We start from the raw sequence: 18,735 nt of genomic DNA on the forward strand, positions 1-18,735 counted from the left end.
ATAGAATCAGCTAATCAAAAATTAAGCCACTGCTTAATTAATTTTTGGCAATATATACCTTTTAGTTAAAAGCAAAAAAACAAAAATGTTAAATCGCTATAGAAGATACGGAATTATCGAACCTTGGGTTGTGTTCAATCTCGTGCAAAATATCCTGCAGCTCCTCAAAAGTGGTAGCGGTAACCAGTCGCATACGATATTCTTTGAAGTTTTCTATCCCCTTAAAATAGTTGGTATAGTGCCTTCTCATCTCAAAAACACCGGTTTTAGGCCCTTTCCACTCTATTGATTTGATCAGGTGTGTACGGCAGGCGTCAATGCGCTCGGCAAAAGTAGGTTTAGCCAGGTGTTCGCCGGTTTCAAAGTAATGTTTGATCTCGCGGAATATCCAGGGGTAGCCAATAGCTGCCCGGCCAATCATCATGCCGTCGACACCATATTCCATCCGCCAGGCTGCTGCCTTTTCGGGCGAATCGATATCACCATTCCCGAAAATGGGGATGTTTATCAACGGATTTCTTTTGATCTCGCGGATCAATGTCCAGTCGGCCTGGCCCTTATACATCTGCGCGCGGGTGCGTCCGTGTATAGTTAACGCTTTAATGCCGATGTCTTGCAAGCGCATGGCAACCTCTTCGACGTTCCTGGTATTGTCATCCCAGCCCAGGCGGGTTTTTACAGTTACGGGCAAGTGCGTAGCCTCCACAACCGCTTTGGTCATGGCAACCATTTTATCAATGTCCTGTAACAGGCTGGCTCCGGCACCACGGCAGGCCACATTTTTTACCGGGCAGCCATAGTTGATATCAATCAGGTCGGGGTTGGCTTTGGTAGATATTTCCGCAGCCTCGCGCATGTGCTCAATGTCGCTGCCAAAGATCTGTATGCCGATGGGCCTTTCGTACTCAAAGATGTCCAGCTTTTTCAGGCTTTTGGCGGCATCGCGTATTAATCCCTCTGACGAGATAAACTCGGTATACATCATATCCGCGCCATGCTGTTTGCACACATAACGGAAGGGTGGGTCAGTCACATCTTCCATCGGTGCCAGCAGCAGGGGGAACTCTCCTAAATCAATATTTCCAATTTGTACCGACATGGCTTATCTTTAAGCGCTGCAAAAATACGAAAATTACACCAAATGACAGAAAGTGCTATCAAACAACAACATCCATCTATACAATTATTAATTTTTGTCGGCATCATAGCTGGTATCATTGGTGCAGGTTATATTATTGGTGCCGGGGTTGTTATAGCGGTGTTTGGCGTGAACACGTTAGTGGAGATTGCCCAACTTAACCTGAATGACCCCCATGCAGCCGAAGGCCTATGGATAATGCAGATTGTAAGCACAACTATTCCCATTTTTGCAGCGGCATTTATTTTTGCCAAATATGTAGTAAAGGATACCGGCGGATATCTGCGAACTTCGTTTAAATTCCCCTGGTTTTTAATGGTTATTATTTTTTGTGTGATGCTGATGTCTGCGCCGCTGATAGAGGGATTGGCCAACATCAACCAAAAACTACAGCTGCCCGATTTTTTATCCGGACTGCAAAAATGGATGCGCGATACTGAAGATCAGGCACAAAAGCTAACCACTATTTTGTTGCAAATGAAATCAGCAGGCAGCATGATATTTAAACTGCTGGTGGTGGGCCTGTTTACCGCAGTAGTCGAAGAGTTTATGTTCAGAGGATGTATACAAACCATTCTGCTTAAATGGACGAAAAGCCCCCACGCGGCTGTATGGATAGCTGCCACATTGTTCAGCGCCTTTCACCTGGAGTTTTTTGGCTTTTTACCGCGATTAATGCTAGGCGTGTTGTTTGGTTATTTTGTGTTGTGGAGTGGCAGCATCTGGACATCGGTTTGGGCGCATTTTATTAATAATGGTACCGCAGTCATTGTAAGTTATCTGTACCAAAATAAAATGATCAGTATTAATCCTGACGACACACACGTATTTAATTTGCCGGTGTACCTCTTTAGCCTGATAATTATTTTATTTTTGCTGTATCTGTGCCGCAATATGGCAATGGGCAAATTAAAAATGCCCTTTAAATAAATGGAGAAAAACTGGATCAAATTTTTTTCGTCGTCTGATTTTTATGAATCAGAAATTGTAAAGCAGGTGCTTTGCGAGCATCAGATTGATGCCGTTTTATTAAACAAGCAAGCTTCGTCACATTGCGATTTTGGCGATGTTGAGGTTTATATACACCAACAAGATTTCGGTCAGGCCGTTGAAATAATGATCCTGAATCAATTATAAAACAAGAGTATCAGGCAAAATCTGAATGATCCCACTCATGATAGCCTTATTACTATAAAAAAACAATTTTACCAATGAAAACTCGCGCCATAACCGGCTTCTTCTTTATCATCGTGATGCTGGCCTCCGTTTTAATTAATGGCTATGTATTCGGCGTGTTTTATTTACTACTTAGCGGTTTGACTTTAATTGAGTTTTACCGGCTGGTTAAAAAAGCCGGAATTAACCCCGATGTGATAACCGGTGTGCTCAATGGCGCATTCATCTATATTGTATTTGCGTTAATTGCGGTTGACAGCGATTGTCATAGGCTGATCTTTCTGTTACCGGTTACGCTTAGCGCTATACCTATACAGGAGCTTTTTAAAAAAAACAGCGCGCCGTTCACCAATATCGGTTACACTTATTTGGGGCTGATATTTGCAATTATTCCGTTTACTTTTTTTTATGCCTTAGCTTATGTTGACAGGACCTCAGCCAACCTGCATTACCCAATGGGTTTCCTGCTGATGCTTTGGGCGAATGATACCGGTGCCTACCTGGTAGGCAGTAAACTGGGCCGGACTAAATTATTTGAACGCCATTCGCCTAAAAAAACCTGGGAGGGTTTGATTGGCGGTATTATTATCACCGCTATAGCCGCCTACATCATCAGCCTTTACTTTACCGAACTGCCGGTTGACCGATGGATATGTATAGGTGTGCTTATCAGTTGCTTTGGTACCATTGGCGACCTGATCGAGTCTATGTTTAAGCGCAGCATTGACGTTAAAGACTCGGGTGGCATATTGCCGGGCCACGGTGGTTTGCTTGACCGATTTGATGGCCTGCTTCTTGCGGCACCAGTTGTATATGCTTATTTATACTTTGTTACAAATGCTTAATTTAGCGGCATGAAACATCATGTGCTAACCCAATAGTCTATAAACACATGATAGCTTCATTGCCATTAAAAAACAGATTATACTAATGAAAAAAATGACTTTCCATAAAGAGGGATATACGTCCCTTGCGCTGTGTATCTTATTCATCTTTGTTTTAAACGCAGCTGTACAGTTTTATCTGCCACAGTATACCACGTTAAAATGGATAGTTTATATCTTATCATTTGCGCTGTTTGTAACCATCGTACAGTTTTTCCGTAACCCGCATTTTGATATTGCCCTGGATGAAAAGTCTGTACTATGCCCGGCCGACGGCAAGGTAGTAGTTATTGAAGAAATTACAGAAACAGAATACCTGAAAGACAAACGCATACAGGTGTCAGTGTTTATGTCGCCGGTTAATGTTCATGTTAACCGTAACCCCATTAGCGGCGTTGTTAAATATTTTAAATATCATCCCGGAAAATACCTGGTGGCCTGGCACCCAAAATCGTCAACAGAAAACGAGCGTACTACCGTAGTGACCGAAAACGCTGATGGAACGCAAATACTGTTCAGGCAAATTGCAGGTGCGCTGGCCCGCCGTATAGTTTGGTATGTAAAAGAAGGCGACAAGGTTAAGCAAGGCGATCAGTTTGGCTTTATAAAATTCGGCTCACGTGTTGATGTTTTCCTGCCGTTGGGCTCGAAAATTAATGTCGAAATAGGTGAGGTGGTTAAAGGTGGCCGTACCGTATTGGCCGAACTGCCGGCGTAGTTCAAAAATATTATAAATGAAAAAGGCCGGTGTATACATCGGCCTTTTTATGTTTAGGTTTGCTTACCACCAACGCTGGTTATTAACCGGCTCCTCTTTTTTAGGCGGAGCGGCGGCAGCTAACGGCTTGGTCACCGGCTTTTCTTCGGCGTCTGGCGCTTGTTTTGGCTCTGGTGGCGTTGTTGTTGCATCCGCAGGTTTTAATTCAACTACGGGTGTCTCCTGGCTTACAGCGGATGCTTGGTCAGTTGGTTTTTGATCTGGCGTAATTTGCACAACAACTGCCGACTTATTGACAGCCAATTGCTCTTTACCGGAGTTGACGTTGAGATACTGATCGGTTGAAAATTTGGTTTTATTCCATTGTTCGGTAAGCGCCTCTATGTCTTCGCCAACGGTTATATAGCCGTTTATTACTGCACCGGGCTCAATGTTTACTTTGGCCGACTGGATATTGCCTCTAACGATAGCTGTGGCCTTGATATCCAGTAAATCGAGCGAGAGGATATTACCATTAACCTGCCCGGTAACCAGGCAGGTTTTTGATGTTACATTTCCTTTAAGTATTCCATGCTGCTCTATCAGTACTTTTTCGGCACAAAACAGGTTGCCTGAAAGTGGTTCATCCAGCAGAATCAATTCATCCGAAAAGTAATTATGACCATCATGCGCCAGGTCTTTGATATTACTTGCGGGTTCATTTATTATCGGTGTTTCTTTTTTAAATATGCTTAGCATGGATATTAATACTGTATTATTTAGTCGTTACCGAAACGGGTCACAACAGTAGTTGCGTTACCAATATCGATACCAATTGAAGATTTTTCCAGCCCGCCTGAAATGCGTAATGAGTTCAGGGCATAACCTTTACTTGCCAATGATGCCGGGTCGCTCACTACTTCAAGTTGAGCAATTTCATCAAACTCGGCTTTAAAGCAGTCAACCAGGTCCTGGTAGTACATGCCACCCCCACACAGGTAAACTTTATTGGTTTTCATTAAATTTTTGTCAGTGATAACGTTTCTTAAGTTTGGCGATATTACCTCATTGTAATATGCTCTCAAAGCGTTTTTGCGGATCTCTCTGACATCGATATTCTTTTTATTGATGTACAGGTATCCTTTCTGAAAAGCATCGTCTAAGGTGCTGGCTGTGCGCAATTCCAGATAATGGCTTTTTTGCAGCTCGTTGATCATGTAGTTAATAGCATAACGTAAGCCATGCGTACTAACCATACTTTGCTCAACCACGCCCGAGTCCATACTTAATACAGATTCAAACGTACCAAAGCCGCAGCTTAGTATAAAGAAATTGCCTTTGGCCGCTTCTTCGCCTTTACGCAAAGCGATAGAGCAACCCACAATTTCAGGGATAACATCGACATTTTTAACATCAAGTATAGAAGTTCTTTTACCGTTACCGCCAAAAGTTGAGGCATCATACTCTACAATGTGGCTTTTTTTCAATTGCTCAATAGCCGCTTCTTTGTAAATACGGTAAGTAGCATATGGAAAGCCTGTGGTAATAGTAACCGGTTGTTCAACATCCTCAGTAACCAATAACATGGCGGCTTTAACCAGTAACTGGTAATCCAGGTCCTCTGGCGAAGAGTTTAGCAGTTTATGAGGGGCGAGGCCTTCATTTAGAGCCAGGTTGCCACAAATATACCATTGGTTGTTATGAAATACCTTCAATCCGTTTAACAGGTCAGAAGATGTGTTGTTTAACGAAGAGTTATTGTTTTCAATTAAACTGGAAAAGGTTTGCGTGACTAACATGCTATTTATTTAGGTTAAAGTTTGCTATCAATAAGTTAAATTAATAAGTATTGGTTTTTGATTTGAAAACGAGTGATTTATAGAATCAACCATATCAAAAATAGAAAATTAAGCTATAAAAAAAAATAAATACTAAGCTTGGCCCTGCTCTAAATGCAATTATACTTAAAACTCGCTAAACCGCAAGGCAAAAAAAAACCTTCCTGCATATGCAGGAAGGTTTTTAAAAGTATGATAGTGATTACACTCTTTTTGATTTGATACGAGCTGCTTTACCGGTAAGGGCACGCAGGTAGTAAAGTTTAGAGCGACGTACTTTACCGTAGCTGTTTACTTCTACTTTGTCAATGTTTGGTGAGTTAGCAGGGAAAATACGCTCGACACCAATACCGTTTGAAACTTTACGTACGGTAAATGTTTCTGAAACGCCTGTACTGTTGCGTTGGATAACCACGCCCTGGTAAACCTGGATACGCTCCTTGTTTCCTTCTCTGATTTTATAATGTACGCTCACAGTATCGCCCGCTTTGAAAGACGGAAACTCATTAACCTTTACTGTTTGCTCTTCTACAAATTTTACTAAATCCATGATTTTAAGCTCTAAATGCGATTTTTAACCCGTAAAAATCGGATTGCAATTATAGGGATAATTTTTGAATTTAAAAAGCCGAATTTAAAAATTTCAACATTTAGTTTTTTATTAACAAGTTTTGCTGAAATGATACGGTAGAGACGCAATACTTTGCGTCTTATTAAGACGTCAATAAACAACGCATAGGCATGGGGCACAAAGTATTGTGTCTTTACTCATCCAACAAATCAGGCCGGCGTTGTCTGGTACGCTCGACAGCCTGCTCAAAGCGCCATTTTTCAATTTCAGGAGTATTGCCGCTCAATAAAATATCCGGAACTTTATGGCCTTGCCACTCAGCAGGGCGGGTATAAACCGGAGCATCAAGCAATCCGTCCTGGAAGGAATCAGACAGGGCCGAGGTTTCATCAGATAGTACTCCCGGAATCAACCTCACCACAGCATCAACTACAATAGCCGCCGGAAGCTCTCCGCCCGACAGGACGTAATCCCCGACAGATACCTCCCGGGTGACGAATATATCCCTGATACGCTGGTCTATGCCCTTATAATGCCCGCACAGGATGATAATGTTTTTTTTAACCGACAATTGGTTGGCTATCGTCTGGTTAAGCGTTTCACCGTCCGGCGACATGAAGATCACCTCGTCATAATCGCGTTCAGCTTTCAGGGCCTCGATGCATTTGGCAAACGGTTCGATAGTCATGACCATACCGCTGCCACCACCGTAGGGATAGTCGTCGACACTTTTTTGTTTGCCGGGAGCGTAGTCGCGCAGGTTATGTACATGTATTTGGGCCAGGCCTTTTTTTTGAGCACGCTGTAAAATAGAGTGGGCAAAGGGGCTTTCCAACAAACCCGGCAGTACGGTAATGATATCAAAACGCATGGAGGCAAAGATAGGGTTTTTGATAGAGTGAAGAATCAAGAGCCAAAAAATCAAGATTGAATGCTGGTTAACAAATCTTGACTCTAATATCTATATCTCGCGCTGTACCACCCAACGATGGCCAAAGGGGTCCTGCAGTTCGCCCTGGCGGTAGCCGTATTCGTAATCGGTAACCGGCGATATGACGGTTGCGCCTGCCGCGATAGCCTGATTGAAAACCTGGTGTACATCGGCAGTAAACATACCAATTATCACGGTAGTGCCCCGGTTAGCGTCCGGGCTAACTTTATGCGGATGTTGAGGCATCATTTCGTGTACATGAAACTTCTGTCCGTCAATTTCAAACTCAGCAACATGAATGCTGCCATCGTCATTCAACAGGCGGAAGTTTTCTGTGGCGCCGAATGCGTTTTTATAGAAATCGATATCGGTGGTACCACGGTTAAGGGTTAAGAGCGGCGCGAAGGCAGTTTTTCTCATAAAGCAAATATCAATAAGGAATGTTGAATTTAGAATGCCGAAGTATTTTATAATTAGAGAGCGAACGTCTTGTCTCTTGATTCTAGTCCCCCTCCTCCAATATAAATATTTCCTCAACAGGTTTGCCAAACACCCAGGCAATTTTCAGGGCCAGTACAGTCGACGGCACATAGCGGTTACTTTCAATAGTATTGATGGTTTGGCGCGATACGCCGATCAGTTCGGCAAGTTCGCCCTGGGTTATGTTTTTGATGGCGCGTTCTACGCGGAGCGAGTTTTTCATAGGGCGCCGGTATTAATTGAACGGTTAAGCGAATAGATTTTCCAGCGGAAGCGAACGATAAAGAAGATAAGTGGCGTTATGACGTTAAACATCATCACTGACAAGAATGTCCAATTGTAAAAAAACACGATACACAGAATAAGTAAGGCATAGTTTACATAAACCGACCACTGTAGCGAGTCTAATCTTAGCTGAGCCAGCTGCTCGTCTTCAATTCTTTCTTTCGAAAAACCGATAAACAAAAAGCTCAGAATGATGCCAACCTGCAGCACATCATTATAAATGACTTGCAGCCAGACATTATGCGGAATAGGTTCGAGATTACCCAGATAAGTAGATTCGAACAGCCCACCTGTTTGGTATTGATGTACCCCGCATATTAGGGTTATCATCATTAACAGGATTATCCCAATAAGCCGGAAATTGTAAGGAAATAGAAAGCGTGTTTTCATGTTTGTAAAGTTTAGTTTACCAAATGTAAAACAAACTGGTAACTATATAGGAGTTGGGACAAAATGATATATAGTTATTGGTCACTTGCTATCTCGTCAATTGAATAATATGAAAACACCGTAATCTTGTAAGCAAATGTTATAGCCATAATACTAAATACAATAAGTATTATTCCTGTAACTAAATTAGGGAATCCATATGTTCGCCATGTATCATATAAGCATCCTAGAGCGCATAGGAAAGAAATTATCATTACAAAATATCGCCTAAATATTTTATAGGGGCAAATTTTTGAAATGGCCGACACGATAACAAGCACCATAGCTTGAAAAATAACAAATATTAGCGCTATTAATGTTGTCCCGATTATTAAAAAAACAGCCCAAAATAAAAGCAATCCCATTTTTTCCTGAAAGTAAACCAATTTGCCAATTATAAAGTATATCAATTCCTGGAATCCCCAAAAAGAGCCGTTAAGTACAATAAGCGTTAATATTGCATAAAGCAATGTTCTTAGTAATCGAAGTAAAAGGTTCATTGTGTGGTGTGGTTAGAGTTAAAAAATTATGGCGTAACCTTAATCTTTCGCTACTCATGGGACACCACATCCCTAACCGCAAAAAGACACAGCTACGCCATTTCGGCGTACTACGACTTTTATATTGCGGTTTGCTATTAAATGTGGTGTTTTAGAGCAGCAATAAAATCAAGTACAATATTATTTTGCCTGCTTATTTCCAGGCTTTGGCTTTACAGCCATTTGTATCATTTGTTCTAACGTGCCATTGAACTTTACTTTTTCTTCGTACTGTTCAGCACGTGGCTTTGATTGTTTTTCTTGTTCTTTCTTTGCCATAATTCAAAGTTAATATAATTATATTTACTATCTGTCAACCTTATTGCAATATGGATGAAAAGGTAAAACGCTTAATTGATTTAAGCATTCAATACAGGGGTAATATATTACACCATTGTATTTTATTAGAAGATACAATTACCGATTATTTAGCTATGTATTTCGTAGATACATTAGAAAGATATAAAGATATTAGAGAGGTTGTTTTAGACAGATTGACATTTGATAATAAAATAGCCACGCTTGATGAATTGATAAAAAGAAACTATCCCGATTCGTATAAAAACAAGTATCCTAAGTTATTTTCGGAATTGAGATATATTAAAGATGTGAGGAACAGCGTAGCACATTGGCCCGTATATAGCCACTATAAAGAGGGGGCTAAAATACCCAAAGAGTTTAGTTTAATTAACTTTAGAAATGGGGTTGGGAAGAAAGTTTTTTCAAAAGGGGAATTTGAGTTATTCCAAAAAAGAACCTTAAAGTGTATAGATGTTATTAAGAAAATAGGTAAAGAATAACAACTACTCGGGGCTGACCTCTCGTAATAATCGCTTATTGCGCTTGGGTTATTAGTCAACAAAGCCCCCCTTTCGTTCTACAAAGTTATATCATTATTTATTAGAAATCAAAGCGTGGTATGTTAATCGCTTGTTATTGGCTATTTTAAACGCCGCTTCAAACCTATCAACATCTAACATTTTACGATTATTATAACGGTATTCAAACTCTCTGCAATAGCGGTGTAAATGCTTTGGTGATACATAATGATAAATACCAATTACGCCACGTTTTAACAAGCTAAAAAAGCCCTCTATGGTGTTAGTGTGTACGCTGCCTCTTACGTACTCATGCTGAACGTGGTTTACTTGCTCGTGCTTGTAGGTGTTTTTAAGGCTTCCATACATAGACGAACTATCCGTGTATATTTGAGCATCTTTATCTACATTAGCTTCAATAATCGGCAGTACATCAATTAGCTTAGCCTTTTTATTTGCTAACATAACGGTGCGTACCTGCCCCTCTCTTTCAACCAACGCAAAGATAGCCGTCTTAACTCCGCCCCATTGTTCATTTGCATGACGTATTGCACGGCGTTTCTTATTGCTCTTATTCTTTAAAGATCCGCCAACGTAAGTTTCATCAACTTCAATAACTCCGCTTAGTTTATCATCGCCCCAATCATTTAGCATTTCTCTAATACGATGCAATAAAAACCATGCTGTTTTTTGAGTGATGTTTAAATCTCTGCTTAATTGTAAACTACTAATTCCCTTTCGGTGAGCAGTACATAAATACATTGCGGCAAACCATATACGTAATGATATTTTAGTATTTTCAAAAATAGTCCCCATTGTAACAGTGAACTTCTTATGGCATTCTTTAGCCTTGCATTTATAGCCTCTATTAGTGACGTACGCGCCAACATTACCACAATGTGGGCAAGATGGCTCATTACCCCAACGGCTATGCGCTAAGTAACTTATACAGGTCGTTTCTTCCTTAAAAAAATCAAGCACCTGTAATAGACTTGTAAATTGTGATGTCATTTAACCTCCTTTGGTTTGCTTCGACAAATGTAATATTAATAACAATATGGGACAAGTTTTTGTTTAAAATAATTGTTAATTAAGGATTTGTATTTGGTATATTGTGAGGTTAAACCTTATTTAGTAAATGAACAAATTAGAGGATAAAATTATCGCATTTGATGTAATACCAGATGGCGATAAATACAGATTAATATTGATAACCGATAGCCAAAAAACAGCCTCAATTGTTTATGGGAATTTATCAAATAATGATATTGCAATCACACATAGAACTACCGATATACATTTTGATTTACTAATAGCCTTAAGAAATAGCTATTACGAATTAAATGGATATACAAATGAAACCACTAATCTTCTGATAACGGCCGTTGATTATCGGCAGTTGTCTGCGATAGGGGTTTATTACCATTTGTTAGAAAAACCTGTCCTTTACGATGAGCCAATTCTTTTGACCAATCCTTAGTTACTTTTTTAATGCAAACCTGCACCTTTGCAAGGTCAATAACCACTAAATCTTTGTTATTTTCTAGCATCTTTAAACGGCTTTATTGTGCCATTTAAAGCTACTGTTAACGCGATCAAAAATCCAAATCACACCCAAAAAGCGTAGCTTTTTGCCCACTCAAATTAGTTGACAGTGTGTAAACACAAACACCAAAATTCTGCGTGAAATCAACAAAGCATCAAAATAAATGAAATTAATCCTACGTGTCCCAAGTGATATATAGTTACCAACAAACTTTACAAAAATCAAATGTTTTGGTAACTATATATGAGTCGGGAAAAGGGGTTTTAGCCGAAGCAAGCTTTTTATTTTATCGTAACTAAAACTATTATCTCAGAACCCTGCAATTGAATAATGGCATAGAGCGCCATCCTTTATTATGGCAATCTTTTCAGAAACCGGATCAGTAAAACATTGAGCCCATCTATTGAAGCTTATTGGATCGTAATGGTCGGTTAGTTCACCAAACTCGTCAAAAGTTGGGTGGAACATAAACTCAATTGTTTCGATATTATTCACACTTTGGTTTTTCTTATTTGATGAATAAGGATATTCAAAATAATTAGCATAATGAAGATCTTTACTGACTATGATGGCATTTAGTTTCCGCCGGTATAAATTTTTTAAAAAATTGCCGGATGAGTTGGTTTGAGCTAGCCTTAACTTAAGTCCATAGTTGGATGCGGCTTTCATGAACATCCCTGTAAAACAAGGCAAAATATGTACATGATGGTGTGAATTTAAGTGATTAACATTAATTCCAACTTTTAACGCCTGCTCAATTTGGCAGCAAAGTTCCTTATAAAACGCTGCCCGCGCACGTTTATCAAGAATGGTGTATGACTTATTAATAACTGTAGGGTTCCATTCGCCCTCAGAAGTTAGAAACCTTTTATCCATGTTGGTTAAGGGTTTCCCGGCCGTAAAGTTTACATGAATGCCTATATTTCTAAGCGACGGATATTTTTTGAGAACAGAAACCGCCTCATTAAAGTAGTCGGTGTTTGTCATGATGGATATGCTATTTATGTAACCCCGCTCAAACGCCAGTATACAGCCATCTGTCAAAAGTTTATCAAAGCCAAAATCATCAGCGTTAGCGATAACGTTTAGTGGTATAATTTTATGCATATTACGTGGTTGGTAATATAAGAACTAAAAATGCACAAAAGTGTTTGAGACATTTTTATTGAATAACCGACTAGTACAATGCGCTTAAACCAAATTAATTTTGGTGCATTGGCAGTCACTTATCCAAACATAAATATGGCGTTGTGTTAACCGAATGAACTAAATATAGTATCGAACAAGCCAAGGGGGGCAATCGCAAGGATATTGTTCGCGATCGCTTCGTTGTTCCTCCTTACAGCAATGACAAGTATACTACTCCAGATAAATATCCAGCAGCCCCTCCGGCAAATCGACATAGAGGATCTCTTTAACCTGGTCAATACCGGTAATGATATCTTCATTAAGCGGAAATAACACCTCGGCATCCTGATAAATTACCGTAGCCATGAGTTGCTGCGGATATTCATTGATCTCGGTAATTATACCCAGCTCGCCCTCGTCCTCGTCTACCACCATGAAACCTTCCAGGTCGAACAAGGTAAAGTCCTCTTCGCTTTTGGCGGGTTTTAATTTGTTAGGCAGGTAGATGTCTTTTTTAGTAAGGGCCGCAGCTTTCTCGACGGTATCTACATCCTCCAAATACAAGTAAGCCTGATTGTTATGATTATGATATTTGATAGACTGCACAAAAAAAGGAGCCAACTTACCGGCTATCTCGATAAAAATAGTCTGGAAAGCAATATCCTCAAGCCCGTCGAAATCAACATAAAGCTGCATTTCGCCTTTCAGGCCTTTGGTTTTTAGTACACTGCCTATACGGAAACAGTCTTGAATTTTCATTTGAGTATAAATTCGAATTACAAATTTGGTGGTTTTGGTTTTAAACGACAATGGCGAAGAACCCTCAGGTACTTCGCCATTGTAAATTGTCTTAATTCTTGAATCTGTACAAAAATTATTCAGCGCTATCAGCAGCCGGAGTTTCCTCGGCAGCAGGTGCTTCTTCGGTAGCTTCAGCAGCAGATGCTTCTTCCGCCTCAGCAACCGGAGTTTCTTCAACTTCGTCTGCAGGAGGGGTGTTTTTAGCAGCAACAGCAGCAGCTTTTTCTTCTTTTTTCTTAGCCTCAGCCTCTAAAGCTGCTTTACGTGCGGCTTGTTTGGTAGAAGACAGGTCGGCTTTTTTACCGGTGATTTTACCGTCTTTTTGCTCTAACCAGGCTGTAAATTTAGCGTCGGCTTGTTCTTGAGTTAAAGCGCCTTTTTTAACACCGCCTTGTAGGTGTTTTTTGTAAAGCACACCTTTGTAAGAAAGGATAGCACGACAAGTATCTGTAGGCTGGGCACCATTGTCTACCCAGGTAAAGGTTTTGTCGAAGTTAATGTCAATGGTAGCAGGGTTAGTGTTTGGGTTGTAAGAACCTAAACGCTCGATAAAACGACCATCACGTGGTGCACGAGAGTCTGCTACTACGATGTAATAAAAAGGTTTGCCCTTTTTACCATGTCTTTGCAATCTGATTTTAGTTGCCATTTTTTAATTTTAATTATGTGTCCAACATTCCCCCGGAGTTTCTTTCAGCGGGGGACGCAAAGGTAGGAATTTAATTCAAAATAAAAAATTCAAAATTCAAAAGGCTTTCCGGCGTAAATGTCTGAAATTTACCGCCATGAATAAGTTAAGCATAGCTATTGATATGGATGAGGTTATTGCCGACCCCATTGACAAATTTATAACCATTTACCAGCAAGAACACGGATATAACTACACGCTCGACCAGATGCATGGCAAAGAGTTTCGTGAATTGTTGCCGCCCGAACTGGATCATACCCTGCGCGAATACATCAACCGCAAAGGTTTTTTCCGCGACCTGAAAGTGATTGCCGACAGCCAGGAAGTCATTGCCGAGCTAAATAAAAAGTACGAGGTATTTATTGTATCGGCCGCTACCGAGTTCCCTAACTCTTTAGAGGACAAACAAGCCTGGCTGGGCGATTACTTTCCGTTTATTGAGTGGACCAATATTATTTTCTGTGGATACAAGATTGTTAATACCGATATAATGATCGATGATCGTACGAAAAATTTTGCGCGGTTTAACGGACGCAAATTGCTGTTTACCTCGCCTCACAACTTGCGGCTTACTGAATACGAACGTGTAAATAGTTGGAAGGAAGTAGCAGAGAAATTGTTGTAGCCATTGGGTCTGGAGTAAATAAAAAGCCTGTGATAACGCACAAGCTTTTTTATAATTACACCGAGTCTCGTCAATTTAAAGACTCAAGGCTATTGATTCAGAACTTATGACTCGTTACAAAGACAGCATCTCAACAATCCGCGTAAACTCGGCATTCACATCGCGGTGATGTTTTACTGATTGGCCAAATGGGGTATAAGCGATATTATTATGAATCAAACCTACCATTTCGCCGGTGTGGCCATCTCTCAGCGCTTCAACAGCGGCTACGCCTAACCGGCTAGCCAATACGCGGTCCATACAGGTTGGCTTGCCGCCGCGTTGTATGTGCCCAAGTATGGACACACGCGTATCATAATGCGGAAACTTTTTCATAATGGCTTTACCTATTTCGAAAGCGCTGCCCGGCTCGTCGCCTTCGGCAACCATAACTATTTTTGAGGTTTTGTCTTTGCGGCCTCTTTGCAACCGATCAAACAGTGCATTGATATCTGATTTGGTTTCTGGAACCAACACAGCCTCTGCACCTACACCCATGCCCGTGCGCAGGGCAATCATGCCTGAATCGCGGCCCATTACTTCGACAATAAACAAACGGTCATGCGACTCGGCAGTTTCACGGATCTTGTCAACGGCTTCAATAACGGTATTAATGGCGGTATCGTAACCAATAGTAAAATCAGATCCGCGCAGGTCATTATCAATGGTGCATGGCACGCCTATGATCTTGATGTCTTTATAATCATCGCCAAACTCGCGCATGCCTTTAAGGGTTCCGTTGCCACCTAGAGCAACTAACGCTTCAATGCCATTTTTCTTTAATTGTTCGTAGGCTTTCTGCCTGCCTTCGGCAGTTTTGAAATCTTCGCTGCGGCCGGTTTTTAATAAAGTACCGCCACGCTGAATGATATTGGATACCGACTTGGTATTCATCTCGTAGATATCGCCATTTATCATACCTTCAAAGCCGCGGCGGATACCTGCAACTTCAATGTTATAAAAAACTGCTGTCCGTACTACCGCTCTGATGGCGGCATTCATGCCTGGAGAGTCGCTACCTGAAGTAAAAAGTCCTATTTTCTTAATCGGGGTCATTGTTTTTAAATGGCGGATTTTGGTTATACCTGATTAGCGGCAAGTATGTATATACGTGCTACCGTTTGCGCCGCAAATTTAAGTTATTTTTTGGCTTGTTGCGCACTTTGATAAGCGGTAATTCCGCTTTCTAAGAACTTCAGGTAGCTCTCAACATTATAATTAGCCGGCGACGGCGGTATAGTGACGCCGTTTTTATCGGTCAGCATATTGCCGTCGCTATCCAGTAACACATAGAAGGGCTGCGAGTTAGCATTAAAGCGCGATGCTTCCAGATCGCTCCATTTGCCGCCCAGTGTAGTGATTCTTTTTCCGCTATAAGTTGATGTAAATTGTTCAGATGGTTGCAGCTCTGCTTTGTCATCAACTACTAACTGCAGCAATATATAATCGTTTTTAAGATGATTGAAAACGCGCGAGTCGGTCCATACATCGGCTTCCATCTGGCGGCAGTTTACACAGTTAAAGCCGGTAAAATCAATCATGATGGGCTTGTGCAGCTCTTTTGATACCTGTAATGCCTGATCATAATCGTACCAGGCATCCAGCCCGCGGGTAGCAATGCGGGTATAGTTAGCAGCGTATTTTTTTTCTAAGGATGATGTTTTAACTGCCACCTCGGCCGCGCTTGCACCGCCCGGCACTTGAGACAGGTCAAACTCCTGCGTCGCCATCGGTGGCAAGAAAGCGCTTAGCGGTTTTAACGGAGCTCCCCATAAGCCCGGAATCATATAAATCGTAAAAGCAAAAACCAGTATCGCCATAAAAAAGCGTGTAACTGATACGTAGCCCACGTCGCTGTCATGCGAAAATTTAATTTTTCCTAATAAATATAAGCCTAACAGCATTCCTAGAGAAATCCAGATCGACAAGAAAATATCGCGGTTAAACCAGTTCCAGTGATAAGCCAGATCGACGTTTGACAAGAATTTCAGTGCGAAGGCAATCTCCAGAAAGCCCAGGCAAACTTTTACCGTATTCAACCATCCGCCCGATTTTGGCAGCGATTTAAGTGCCGACGGGAATAGCGCAAATGCCGTAAACGGCAAAGCTAAAGCGGCCGAGAAGCCCAGCATGCCGACGGCAGGCCCGAGCCTGTCGCCTTTTGAGGCTGCCTCAACCAGTAAGGTGCCTATAATTGGGCCGGTACAGGAGAATGATACTACCACCAATGTAGCAGCCATAAAGAAAATACCCGCTATGCCGCCTTTATCCGCGTTAGCATCCAGTTTATTGCCCAATGAGCTTGGCAGCGTTATCTCAAAAGCACCCAAAAAGGATATGCCAAAAACCACCAGCAACAGGAAAAAGAAAATATTGAATATGCCGTTTGTCGCCAGGGCATTCAGCGCATCAGAGCCAAACAGCCCTGAAATAATCAACCCCAGGCCAACATAAATAATAATGATTGACAGCCCATAAAGCAATGACTGTCCGATACCTTTAGCCCTTGACCCCGCTTTTTTGGTAAAAAAACTCACCGTTAAAGGCAATAGCGGGTAGATACAGGGCATTATCACAGCAGCCAGCCCTCCTAAAAAGCCAGCAATAAATATCTGCCAAAGCGATTTGGGTTTTTCGGCAGCCGGCGCGCTGATAGTTGCTTTTTGTTTAGCTACCTGTGCCTGCTGCGCTTTTTTGCGCATAGCCAGGCTGTCGGCAGCCGTTGGTATGCTGGTAAAGGTTACGCCACTGGTATCGTTTTGTGCCATTGCTGGTTTAACGCCGGCTGCAAAGCTGGCAGCAATTACCAGGCAAATCAGCGCTATCCATTTAACAAAAAAGCTTTTCGGGGCTGCTGTCATCATCAAAAAATTATTTACCCAAAGGGATAGAGAAATTTACATCTTCAGGTGGCAAACATTTTGAATCGTTACAGGTCATGTATTCTAACTGACCTTTTATAGCAGTAACCTTTGGCGATTTAAGCTTGATTTTTTGCTGAAATATTACCTCTTTCTCAAAAAAGCTTACGTTCATATTAAAAGCTTTTTCAAAGCGCGTTTCGGGTTTTGGTTCGGTGGCCGGGCCAACTAAACTATAATCCTTTGACTTGGCAAAGTTAAACGAGGTTTTAATAGGGCCGCCATCTTTAACATGTTGCGAGTAAATGTGCCAGCCCGCATCGATAGTTGCTTTCAAAAAAACGGTAACTTCGGTTGAACTGGTTTTTTTGGCTGCGTAGGCCCATTTTACCGGGGTCACAATTTGTGCGTAAGCGCCAACAGTTAAAAACAAGGCGACTATTATTGTTAATATTTTCTTCATAACTGTTTATTTAAAAATTCTATTTCTTTAAGGTTATAGGTTGTTTCTGTATTGTTGTGCTTTACTATTAGTAAGCCATTGTCTTTAACTCCGGTTATTGTGCCGGTAAATTCCTGGCCATTGGTTTTGAAACGTTTTTCTACATTAAACCAGTATAGTCGCGACAAATAGGTATCCCTTACAAAATTTGTTTTACCGGCTTTCAATTTTAAATACCACGCTTCAACATGGTTGCAAATGTCAGCTAATATATCATTAAGCGGGTAATCTTTATGTAATATCTGTCTTACTGACGTTGCGTTAACAGCATCCTCCGGGAAGTTTTCCTGGTTAATATTCAGGCCGATGCCGATCACCGAATTTTTGATCTGGCTGCCCTGCAATAAATTTTCAATCAGCATGCCCCCCAATTTTTTATTGCCATAATAAATATCATTGGGCCACTTTATTTTAAGCGCGTCGCCCAATAGCGGCCACAGTGCATCATAAACGCCCATACTGATGGCCCGATTGAGATCGAACTGATAGGCAATGTCTAAAAAATGTGGCTGTAAAAGCAGGCTGAAGGTAAGGTTTTTGCCGGGTTCGGCATGCCATTTGTTGTTTTGCTGGCCACGACCGGCATATTGCCCTTCTGCCATAATGACCGTTCCTTCGGGCACTGGCTTGGAATTTGACAATAAGTTTTTAAGGAAATTGTTGGTCGAGTCGACTTCTTTTAGTGTCAGTAAATTTTGTCCAACAAATAATCCTGAAAATATGTTATTTTGCAATGTTATATTTATAATAATGCTTAAC

The 18,735-nt window shown here is 41.2% G+C and carries 24 protein-coding genes; 7 read left to right on the forward strand and 17 right to left on the reverse strand.

What is annotated here, in order from left to right; all coding sequences use genetic code 11:
- Positions 1-88: 88 nt before the first annotated feature.
- On the reverse strand, positions 89-1,099 hold the full coding sequence (gene dusB / locus ABD772_RS13060) for a tRNA dihydrouridine synthase DusB (RefSeq protein ID WP_345105123.1): 1,011 nt from the start codon (positions 1,097-1,099) through the stop codon (positions 89-91).
- A gap of 42 nt (positions 1,100-1,141) precedes the next feature.
- Here dusB and ABD772_RS13065 point away from each other — a divergent pair, with 42 nt between their 5' ends.
- From ABD772_RS13065 to ABD772_RS13080, 4 genes are all read left to right on the forward strand, one after another.
- On the forward strand, positions 1,142-2,068 hold the full coding sequence (locus ABD772_RS13065; protein WP_345105125.1) for a CPBP family intramembrane glutamic endopeptidase: 927 nt from the start codon (positions 1,142-1,144) through the stop codon (positions 2,066-2,068).
- Positions 2,069-2,275 carry a hypothetical protein gene (locus ABD772_RS13070; protein WP_345105127.1) on the forward strand — a complete coding sequence of 69 codons (207 nt, stop codon included), beginning with the start codon at positions 2,069-2,071 and terminating at the stop codon, positions 2,273-2,275.
- A 74-nt stretch (positions 2,276-2,349) separates the two neighbouring features.
- A complete protein-coding gene (locus ABD772_RS13075) occupies positions 2,350-3,159 on the forward strand; it encodes a phosphatidate cytidylyltransferase (RefSeq protein ID WP_345105130.1) in 810 nt (269 codons plus the stop codon).
- A 94-nt stretch (positions 3,160-3,253) separates the two neighbouring features.
- Entirely contained in the window at positions 3,254-3,916 is a 663-nt protein-coding gene (locus ABD772_RS13080; protein ID WP_345105590.1) for a phosphatidylserine decarboxylase family protein, read from the forward strand.
- Between the two features lie 63 nt (positions 3,917-3,979).
- Here ABD772_RS13080 and ABD772_RS13085 read toward each other — a convergent pair whose 3' ends face one another.
- From ABD772_RS13085 to ABD772_RS13120, 8 genes are all read right to left on the reverse strand, one after another.
- Entirely contained in the window at positions 3,980-4,654 is a 675-nt protein-coding gene (locus ABD772_RS13085) for a bactofilin family protein (RefSeq protein WP_345105133.1), read from the reverse strand.
- A 20-nt stretch (positions 4,655-4,674) separates the two neighbouring features.
- On the reverse strand, positions 4,675-5,694 hold the full coding sequence (locus tag ABD772_RS13090; protein ID WP_345105135.1) for a ParM/StbA family protein: 1,020 nt from the start codon (positions 5,692-5,694) through the stop codon (positions 4,675-4,677).
- A 241-nt stretch (positions 5,695-5,935) separates the two neighbouring features.
- Positions 5,936-6,283, reverse strand: coding sequence for a 50S ribosomal protein L19 (gene rplS / locus ABD772_RS13095; RefSeq protein ID WP_345105138.1), 348 nt, complete (start codon positions 6,281-6,283; stop codon positions 5,936-5,938).
- 214 nt (positions 6,284-6,497) lie between these two features.
- Positions 6,498-7,175 carry a tRNA (guanosine(37)-N1)-methyltransferase TrmD gene (trmD, locus tag ABD772_RS13100; protein ID WP_345105141.1) on the reverse strand — a complete coding sequence of 226 codons (678 nt, stop codon included), beginning with the start codon at positions 7,173-7,175 and terminating at the stop codon, positions 6,498-6,500.
- A 90-nt stretch (positions 7,176-7,265) separates the two neighbouring features.
- Positions 7,266-7,655 carry a VOC family protein gene (locus ABD772_RS13105; protein ID WP_345105143.1) on the reverse strand — a complete coding sequence of 130 codons (390 nt, stop codon included), beginning with the start codon at positions 7,653-7,655 and terminating at the stop codon, positions 7,266-7,268.
- 82 nt (positions 7,656-7,737) lie between these two features.
- The gene (locus ABD772_RS13110; RefSeq protein ID WP_345105146.1) at positions 7,738-7,938 is read right to left on the reverse strand and encodes a helix-turn-helix transcriptional regulator; all 201 of its coding nucleotides are present in this window, start codon (positions 7,936-7,938) and stop codon (positions 7,738-7,740) included.
- Positions 7,935-8,390 (reverse strand): hypothetical protein, encoded by a 456-nt coding sequence (locus tag ABD772_RS13115; RefSeq protein ID WP_345105149.1) that lies wholly within the window; start codon positions 8,388-8,390, stop codon positions 7,935-7,937. Before ABD772_RS13115 ends, ABD772_RS13110 begins: the two co-directional genes overlap by 4 nt.
- 719 nt (positions 8,391-9,109) lie before the next feature.
- Positions 9,110-9,247, reverse strand: coding sequence for a hypothetical protein (locus tag ABD772_RS13120; protein WP_345105151.1), 138 nt, complete (start codon positions 9,245-9,247; stop codon positions 9,110-9,112).
- Positions 9,248-9,297: 50 nt separating this feature from the next.
- Between ABD772_RS13120 and ABD772_RS13125 the strand changes: the two genes are divergently transcribed.
- Positions 9,298-9,768 carry a hypothetical protein gene (locus tag ABD772_RS13125; RefSeq protein WP_345105153.1) on the forward strand — a complete coding sequence of 157 codons (471 nt, stop codon included), beginning with the start codon at positions 9,298-9,300 and terminating at the stop codon, positions 9,766-9,768.
- Positions 9,769-9,861: 93 nt separating this feature from the next.
- On the opposite strand, the gene ABD772_RS13130 is transcribed toward ABD772_RS13125, so the two are convergent.
- A complete protein-coding gene (locus ABD772_RS13130) occupies positions 9,862-10,797 on the reverse strand; it encodes an IS1595 family transposase (protein ID WP_345105156.1) in 936 nt (311 codons plus the stop codon).
- Positions 10,798-10,924: 127 nt separating this feature from the next.
- Between ABD772_RS13130 and ABD772_RS13135 the strand changes: the two genes are divergently transcribed.
- Positions 10,925-11,266, forward strand: coding sequence for a hypothetical protein (locus ABD772_RS13135; protein WP_345105158.1), 342 nt, complete (start codon positions 10,925-10,927; stop codon positions 11,264-11,266).
- A 375-nt stretch (positions 11,267-11,641) separates the two neighbouring features.
- Here the strand turns inward: ABD772_RS13135 and ABD772_RS13140 are convergent, their stop codons facing one another.
- From ABD772_RS13140 to ABD772_RS13150, 3 genes are all read right to left on the reverse strand, one after another.
- Positions 11,642-12,439, reverse strand: coding sequence for a ChbG/HpnK family deacetylase (locus ABD772_RS13140; RefSeq protein WP_345105160.1), 798 nt, complete (start codon positions 12,437-12,439; stop codon positions 11,642-11,644).
- A 252-nt stretch (positions 12,440-12,691) separates the two neighbouring features.
- Positions 12,692-13,219, reverse strand: coding sequence for a ribosome maturation factor RimM (gene rimM / locus ABD772_RS13145; RefSeq protein WP_345105162.1), 528 nt, complete (start codon positions 13,217-13,219; stop codon positions 12,692-12,694).
- Between the two features lie 115 nt (positions 13,220-13,334).
- The gene (locus tag ABD772_RS13150; RefSeq protein ID WP_345105164.1) at positions 13,335-13,910 is read right to left on the reverse strand and encodes a 30S ribosomal protein S16; all 576 of its coding nucleotides are present in this window, start codon (positions 13,908-13,910) and stop codon (positions 13,335-13,337) included.
- A 136-nt stretch (positions 13,911-14,046) separates the two neighbouring features.
- Between ABD772_RS13150 and ABD772_RS13155 the strand changes: the two genes are divergently transcribed.
- Entirely contained in the window at positions 14,047-14,574 is a 528-nt protein-coding gene (locus ABD772_RS13155) for a 5' nucleotidase, NT5C type (RefSeq protein WP_345105167.1), read from the forward strand.
- Between the two features lie 114 nt (positions 14,575-14,688).
- Here ABD772_RS13155 and pfkA read toward each other — a convergent pair whose 3' ends face one another.
- From pfkA to ABD772_RS13175, 4 genes are all read right to left on the reverse strand, one after another.
- Positions 14,689-15,669, reverse strand: coding sequence for a 6-phosphofructokinase (pfkA, locus tag ABD772_RS13160; protein ID WP_345105169.1), 981 nt, complete (start codon positions 15,667-15,669; stop codon positions 14,689-14,691).
- 83 nt (positions 15,670-15,752) lie between these two features.
- Positions 15,753-17,474: a protein-disulfide reductase DsbD family protein gene (locus ABD772_RS13165; RefSeq protein ID WP_425562833.1), complete on the reverse strand. Its 1,722-nt coding sequence runs from the start codon at positions 17,472-17,474 to the stop codon at positions 15,753-15,755.
- A gap of 10 nt (positions 17,475-17,484) precedes the next feature.
- Positions 17,485-17,937 (reverse strand): protein-disulfide reductase DsbD domain-containing protein, encoded by a 453-nt coding sequence (locus ABD772_RS13170; protein ID WP_345105174.1) that lies wholly within the window; start codon positions 17,935-17,937, stop codon positions 17,485-17,487.
- Complete coding sequence (locus ABD772_RS13175) at positions 17,934-18,710, reverse strand: biotin--[acetyl-CoA-carboxylase] ligase (RefSeq protein WP_345105176.1); 777 nt, start codon at positions 18,708-18,710, stop codon at positions 17,934-17,936. The genes ABD772_RS13170 and ABD772_RS13175 overlap by 4 nt, the downstream gene beginning before the upstream one ends.
- Positions 18,711-18,735: the final 25 nt, after the last annotated feature.

The organism is Mucilaginibacter panaciglaebae (assembly GCF_039539265.1).
In the GTDB taxonomy this organism is placed as follows: domain Bacteria; phylum Bacteroidota; class Bacteroidia; order Sphingobacteriales; family Sphingobacteriaceae; genus Mucilaginibacter; species Mucilaginibacter panaciglaebae.

What these genes read in the sequence shown, in the direction of transcription:
- ABD772_RS13115 (WP_345105149.1), bottom strand. Translation starts at nt 8,390, where the DNA reads ATGAAAACACGCTTTCTATTTCCTTACAATTTCCGGCTTATTGGGATA.
- ABD772_RS13125 (WP_345105153.1), top strand. Translation starts at nt 9,298, where the DNA reads ATGGATGAAAAGGTAAAACGCTTAATTGATTTAAGCATTCAATACAGG.
- ABD772_RS13110 (WP_345105146.1), bottom strand. Translation starts at nt 7,938, where the DNA reads ATGAAAAACTCGCTCCGCGTAGAACGCGCCATCAAAAACATAACCCAG.
- ABD772_RS13090 (WP_345105135.1), bottom strand. Translation starts at nt 5,694, where the DNA reads ATGTTAGTCACGCAAACCTTTTCCAGTTTAATTGAAAACAATAACTCT.
- pfkA (WP_345105169.1), bottom strand. Translation starts at nt 15,669, where the DNA reads ATGACCCCGATTAAGAAAATAGGACTTTTTACTTCAGGTAGCGACTCT.
- rimM (WP_345105162.1), bottom strand. Translation starts at nt 13,219, where the DNA reads ATGAAAATTCAAGACTGTTTCCGTATAGGCAGTGTACTAAAAACCAAA.
- ABD772_RS13150 (WP_345105164.1), bottom strand. Translation starts at nt 13,910, where the DNA reads ATGGCAACTAAAATCAGATTGCAAAGACATGGTAAAAAGGGCAAACCT.
- ABD772_RS13155 (WP_345105167.1), top strand. Translation starts at nt 14,047, where the DNA reads ATGAATAAGTTAAGCATAGCTATTGATATGGATGAGGTTATTGCCGAC.
- ABD772_RS13080 (WP_345105590.1), top strand. Translation starts at nt 3,254, where the DNA reads ATGACTTTCCATAAAGAGGGATATACGTCCCTTGCGCTGTGTATCTTA.
- ABD772_RS13105 (WP_345105143.1), bottom strand. Translation starts at nt 7,655, where the DNA reads ATGAGAAAAACTGCCTTCGCGCCGCTCTTAACCCTTAACCGTGGTACC.
- ABD772_RS13120 (WP_345105151.1), bottom strand. Translation starts at nt 9,247, where the DNA reads ATGGCAAAGAAAGAACAAGAAAAACAATCAAAGCCACGTGCTGAACAG.
- ABD772_RS13135 (WP_345105158.1), top strand. Translation starts at nt 10,925, where the DNA reads ATGAACAAATTAGAGGATAAAATTATCGCATTTGATGTAATACCAGAT.
- ABD772_RS13070 (WP_345105127.1), top strand. Translation starts at nt 2,069, where the DNA reads ATGGAGAAAAACTGGATCAAATTTTTTTCGTCGTCTGATTTTTATGAA.
- ABD772_RS13065 (WP_345105125.1), top strand. Translation starts at nt 1,142, where the DNA reads ATGACAGAAAGTGCTATCAAACAACAACATCCATCTATACAATTATTA.
- ABD772_RS13170 (WP_345105174.1), bottom strand. Translation starts at nt 17,937, where the DNA reads ATGAAGAAAATATTAACAATAATAGTCGCCTTGTTTTTAACTGTTGGC.
- dusB (WP_345105123.1), bottom strand. Translation starts at nt 1,099, where the DNA reads ATGTCGGTACAAATTGGAAATATTGATTTAGGAGAGTTCCCCCTGCTG.
- trmD (WP_345105141.1), bottom strand. Translation starts at nt 7,175, where the DNA reads ATGCGTTTTGATATCATTACCGTACTGCCGGGTTTGTTGGAAAGCCCC.
- ABD772_RS13140 (WP_345105160.1), bottom strand. Translation starts at nt 12,439, where the DNA reads ATGCATAAAATTATACCACTAAACGTTATCGCTAACGCTGATGATTTT.
- ABD772_RS13085 (WP_345105133.1), bottom strand. Translation starts at nt 4,654, where the DNA reads ATGCTAAGCATATTTAAAAAAGAAACACCGATAATAAATGAACCCGCA.
- ABD772_RS13165 (WP_425562833.1), bottom strand. Translation starts at nt 17,474, where the DNA reads ATGACAGCAGCCCCGAAAAGCTTTTTTGTTAAATGGATAGCGCTGATT.
- rplS (WP_345105138.1), bottom strand. Translation starts at nt 6,283, where the DNA reads ATGGATTTAGTAAAATTTGTAGAAGAGCAAACAGTAAAGGTTAATGAG.
- ABD772_RS13130 (WP_345105156.1), bottom strand. Translation starts at nt 10,797, where the DNA reads ATGACATCACAATTTACAAGTCTATTACAGGTGCTTGATTTTTTTAAG.
- ABD772_RS13075 (WP_345105130.1), top strand. Translation starts at nt 2,350, where the DNA reads ATGAAAACTCGCGCCATAACCGGCTTCTTCTTTATCATCGTGATGCTG.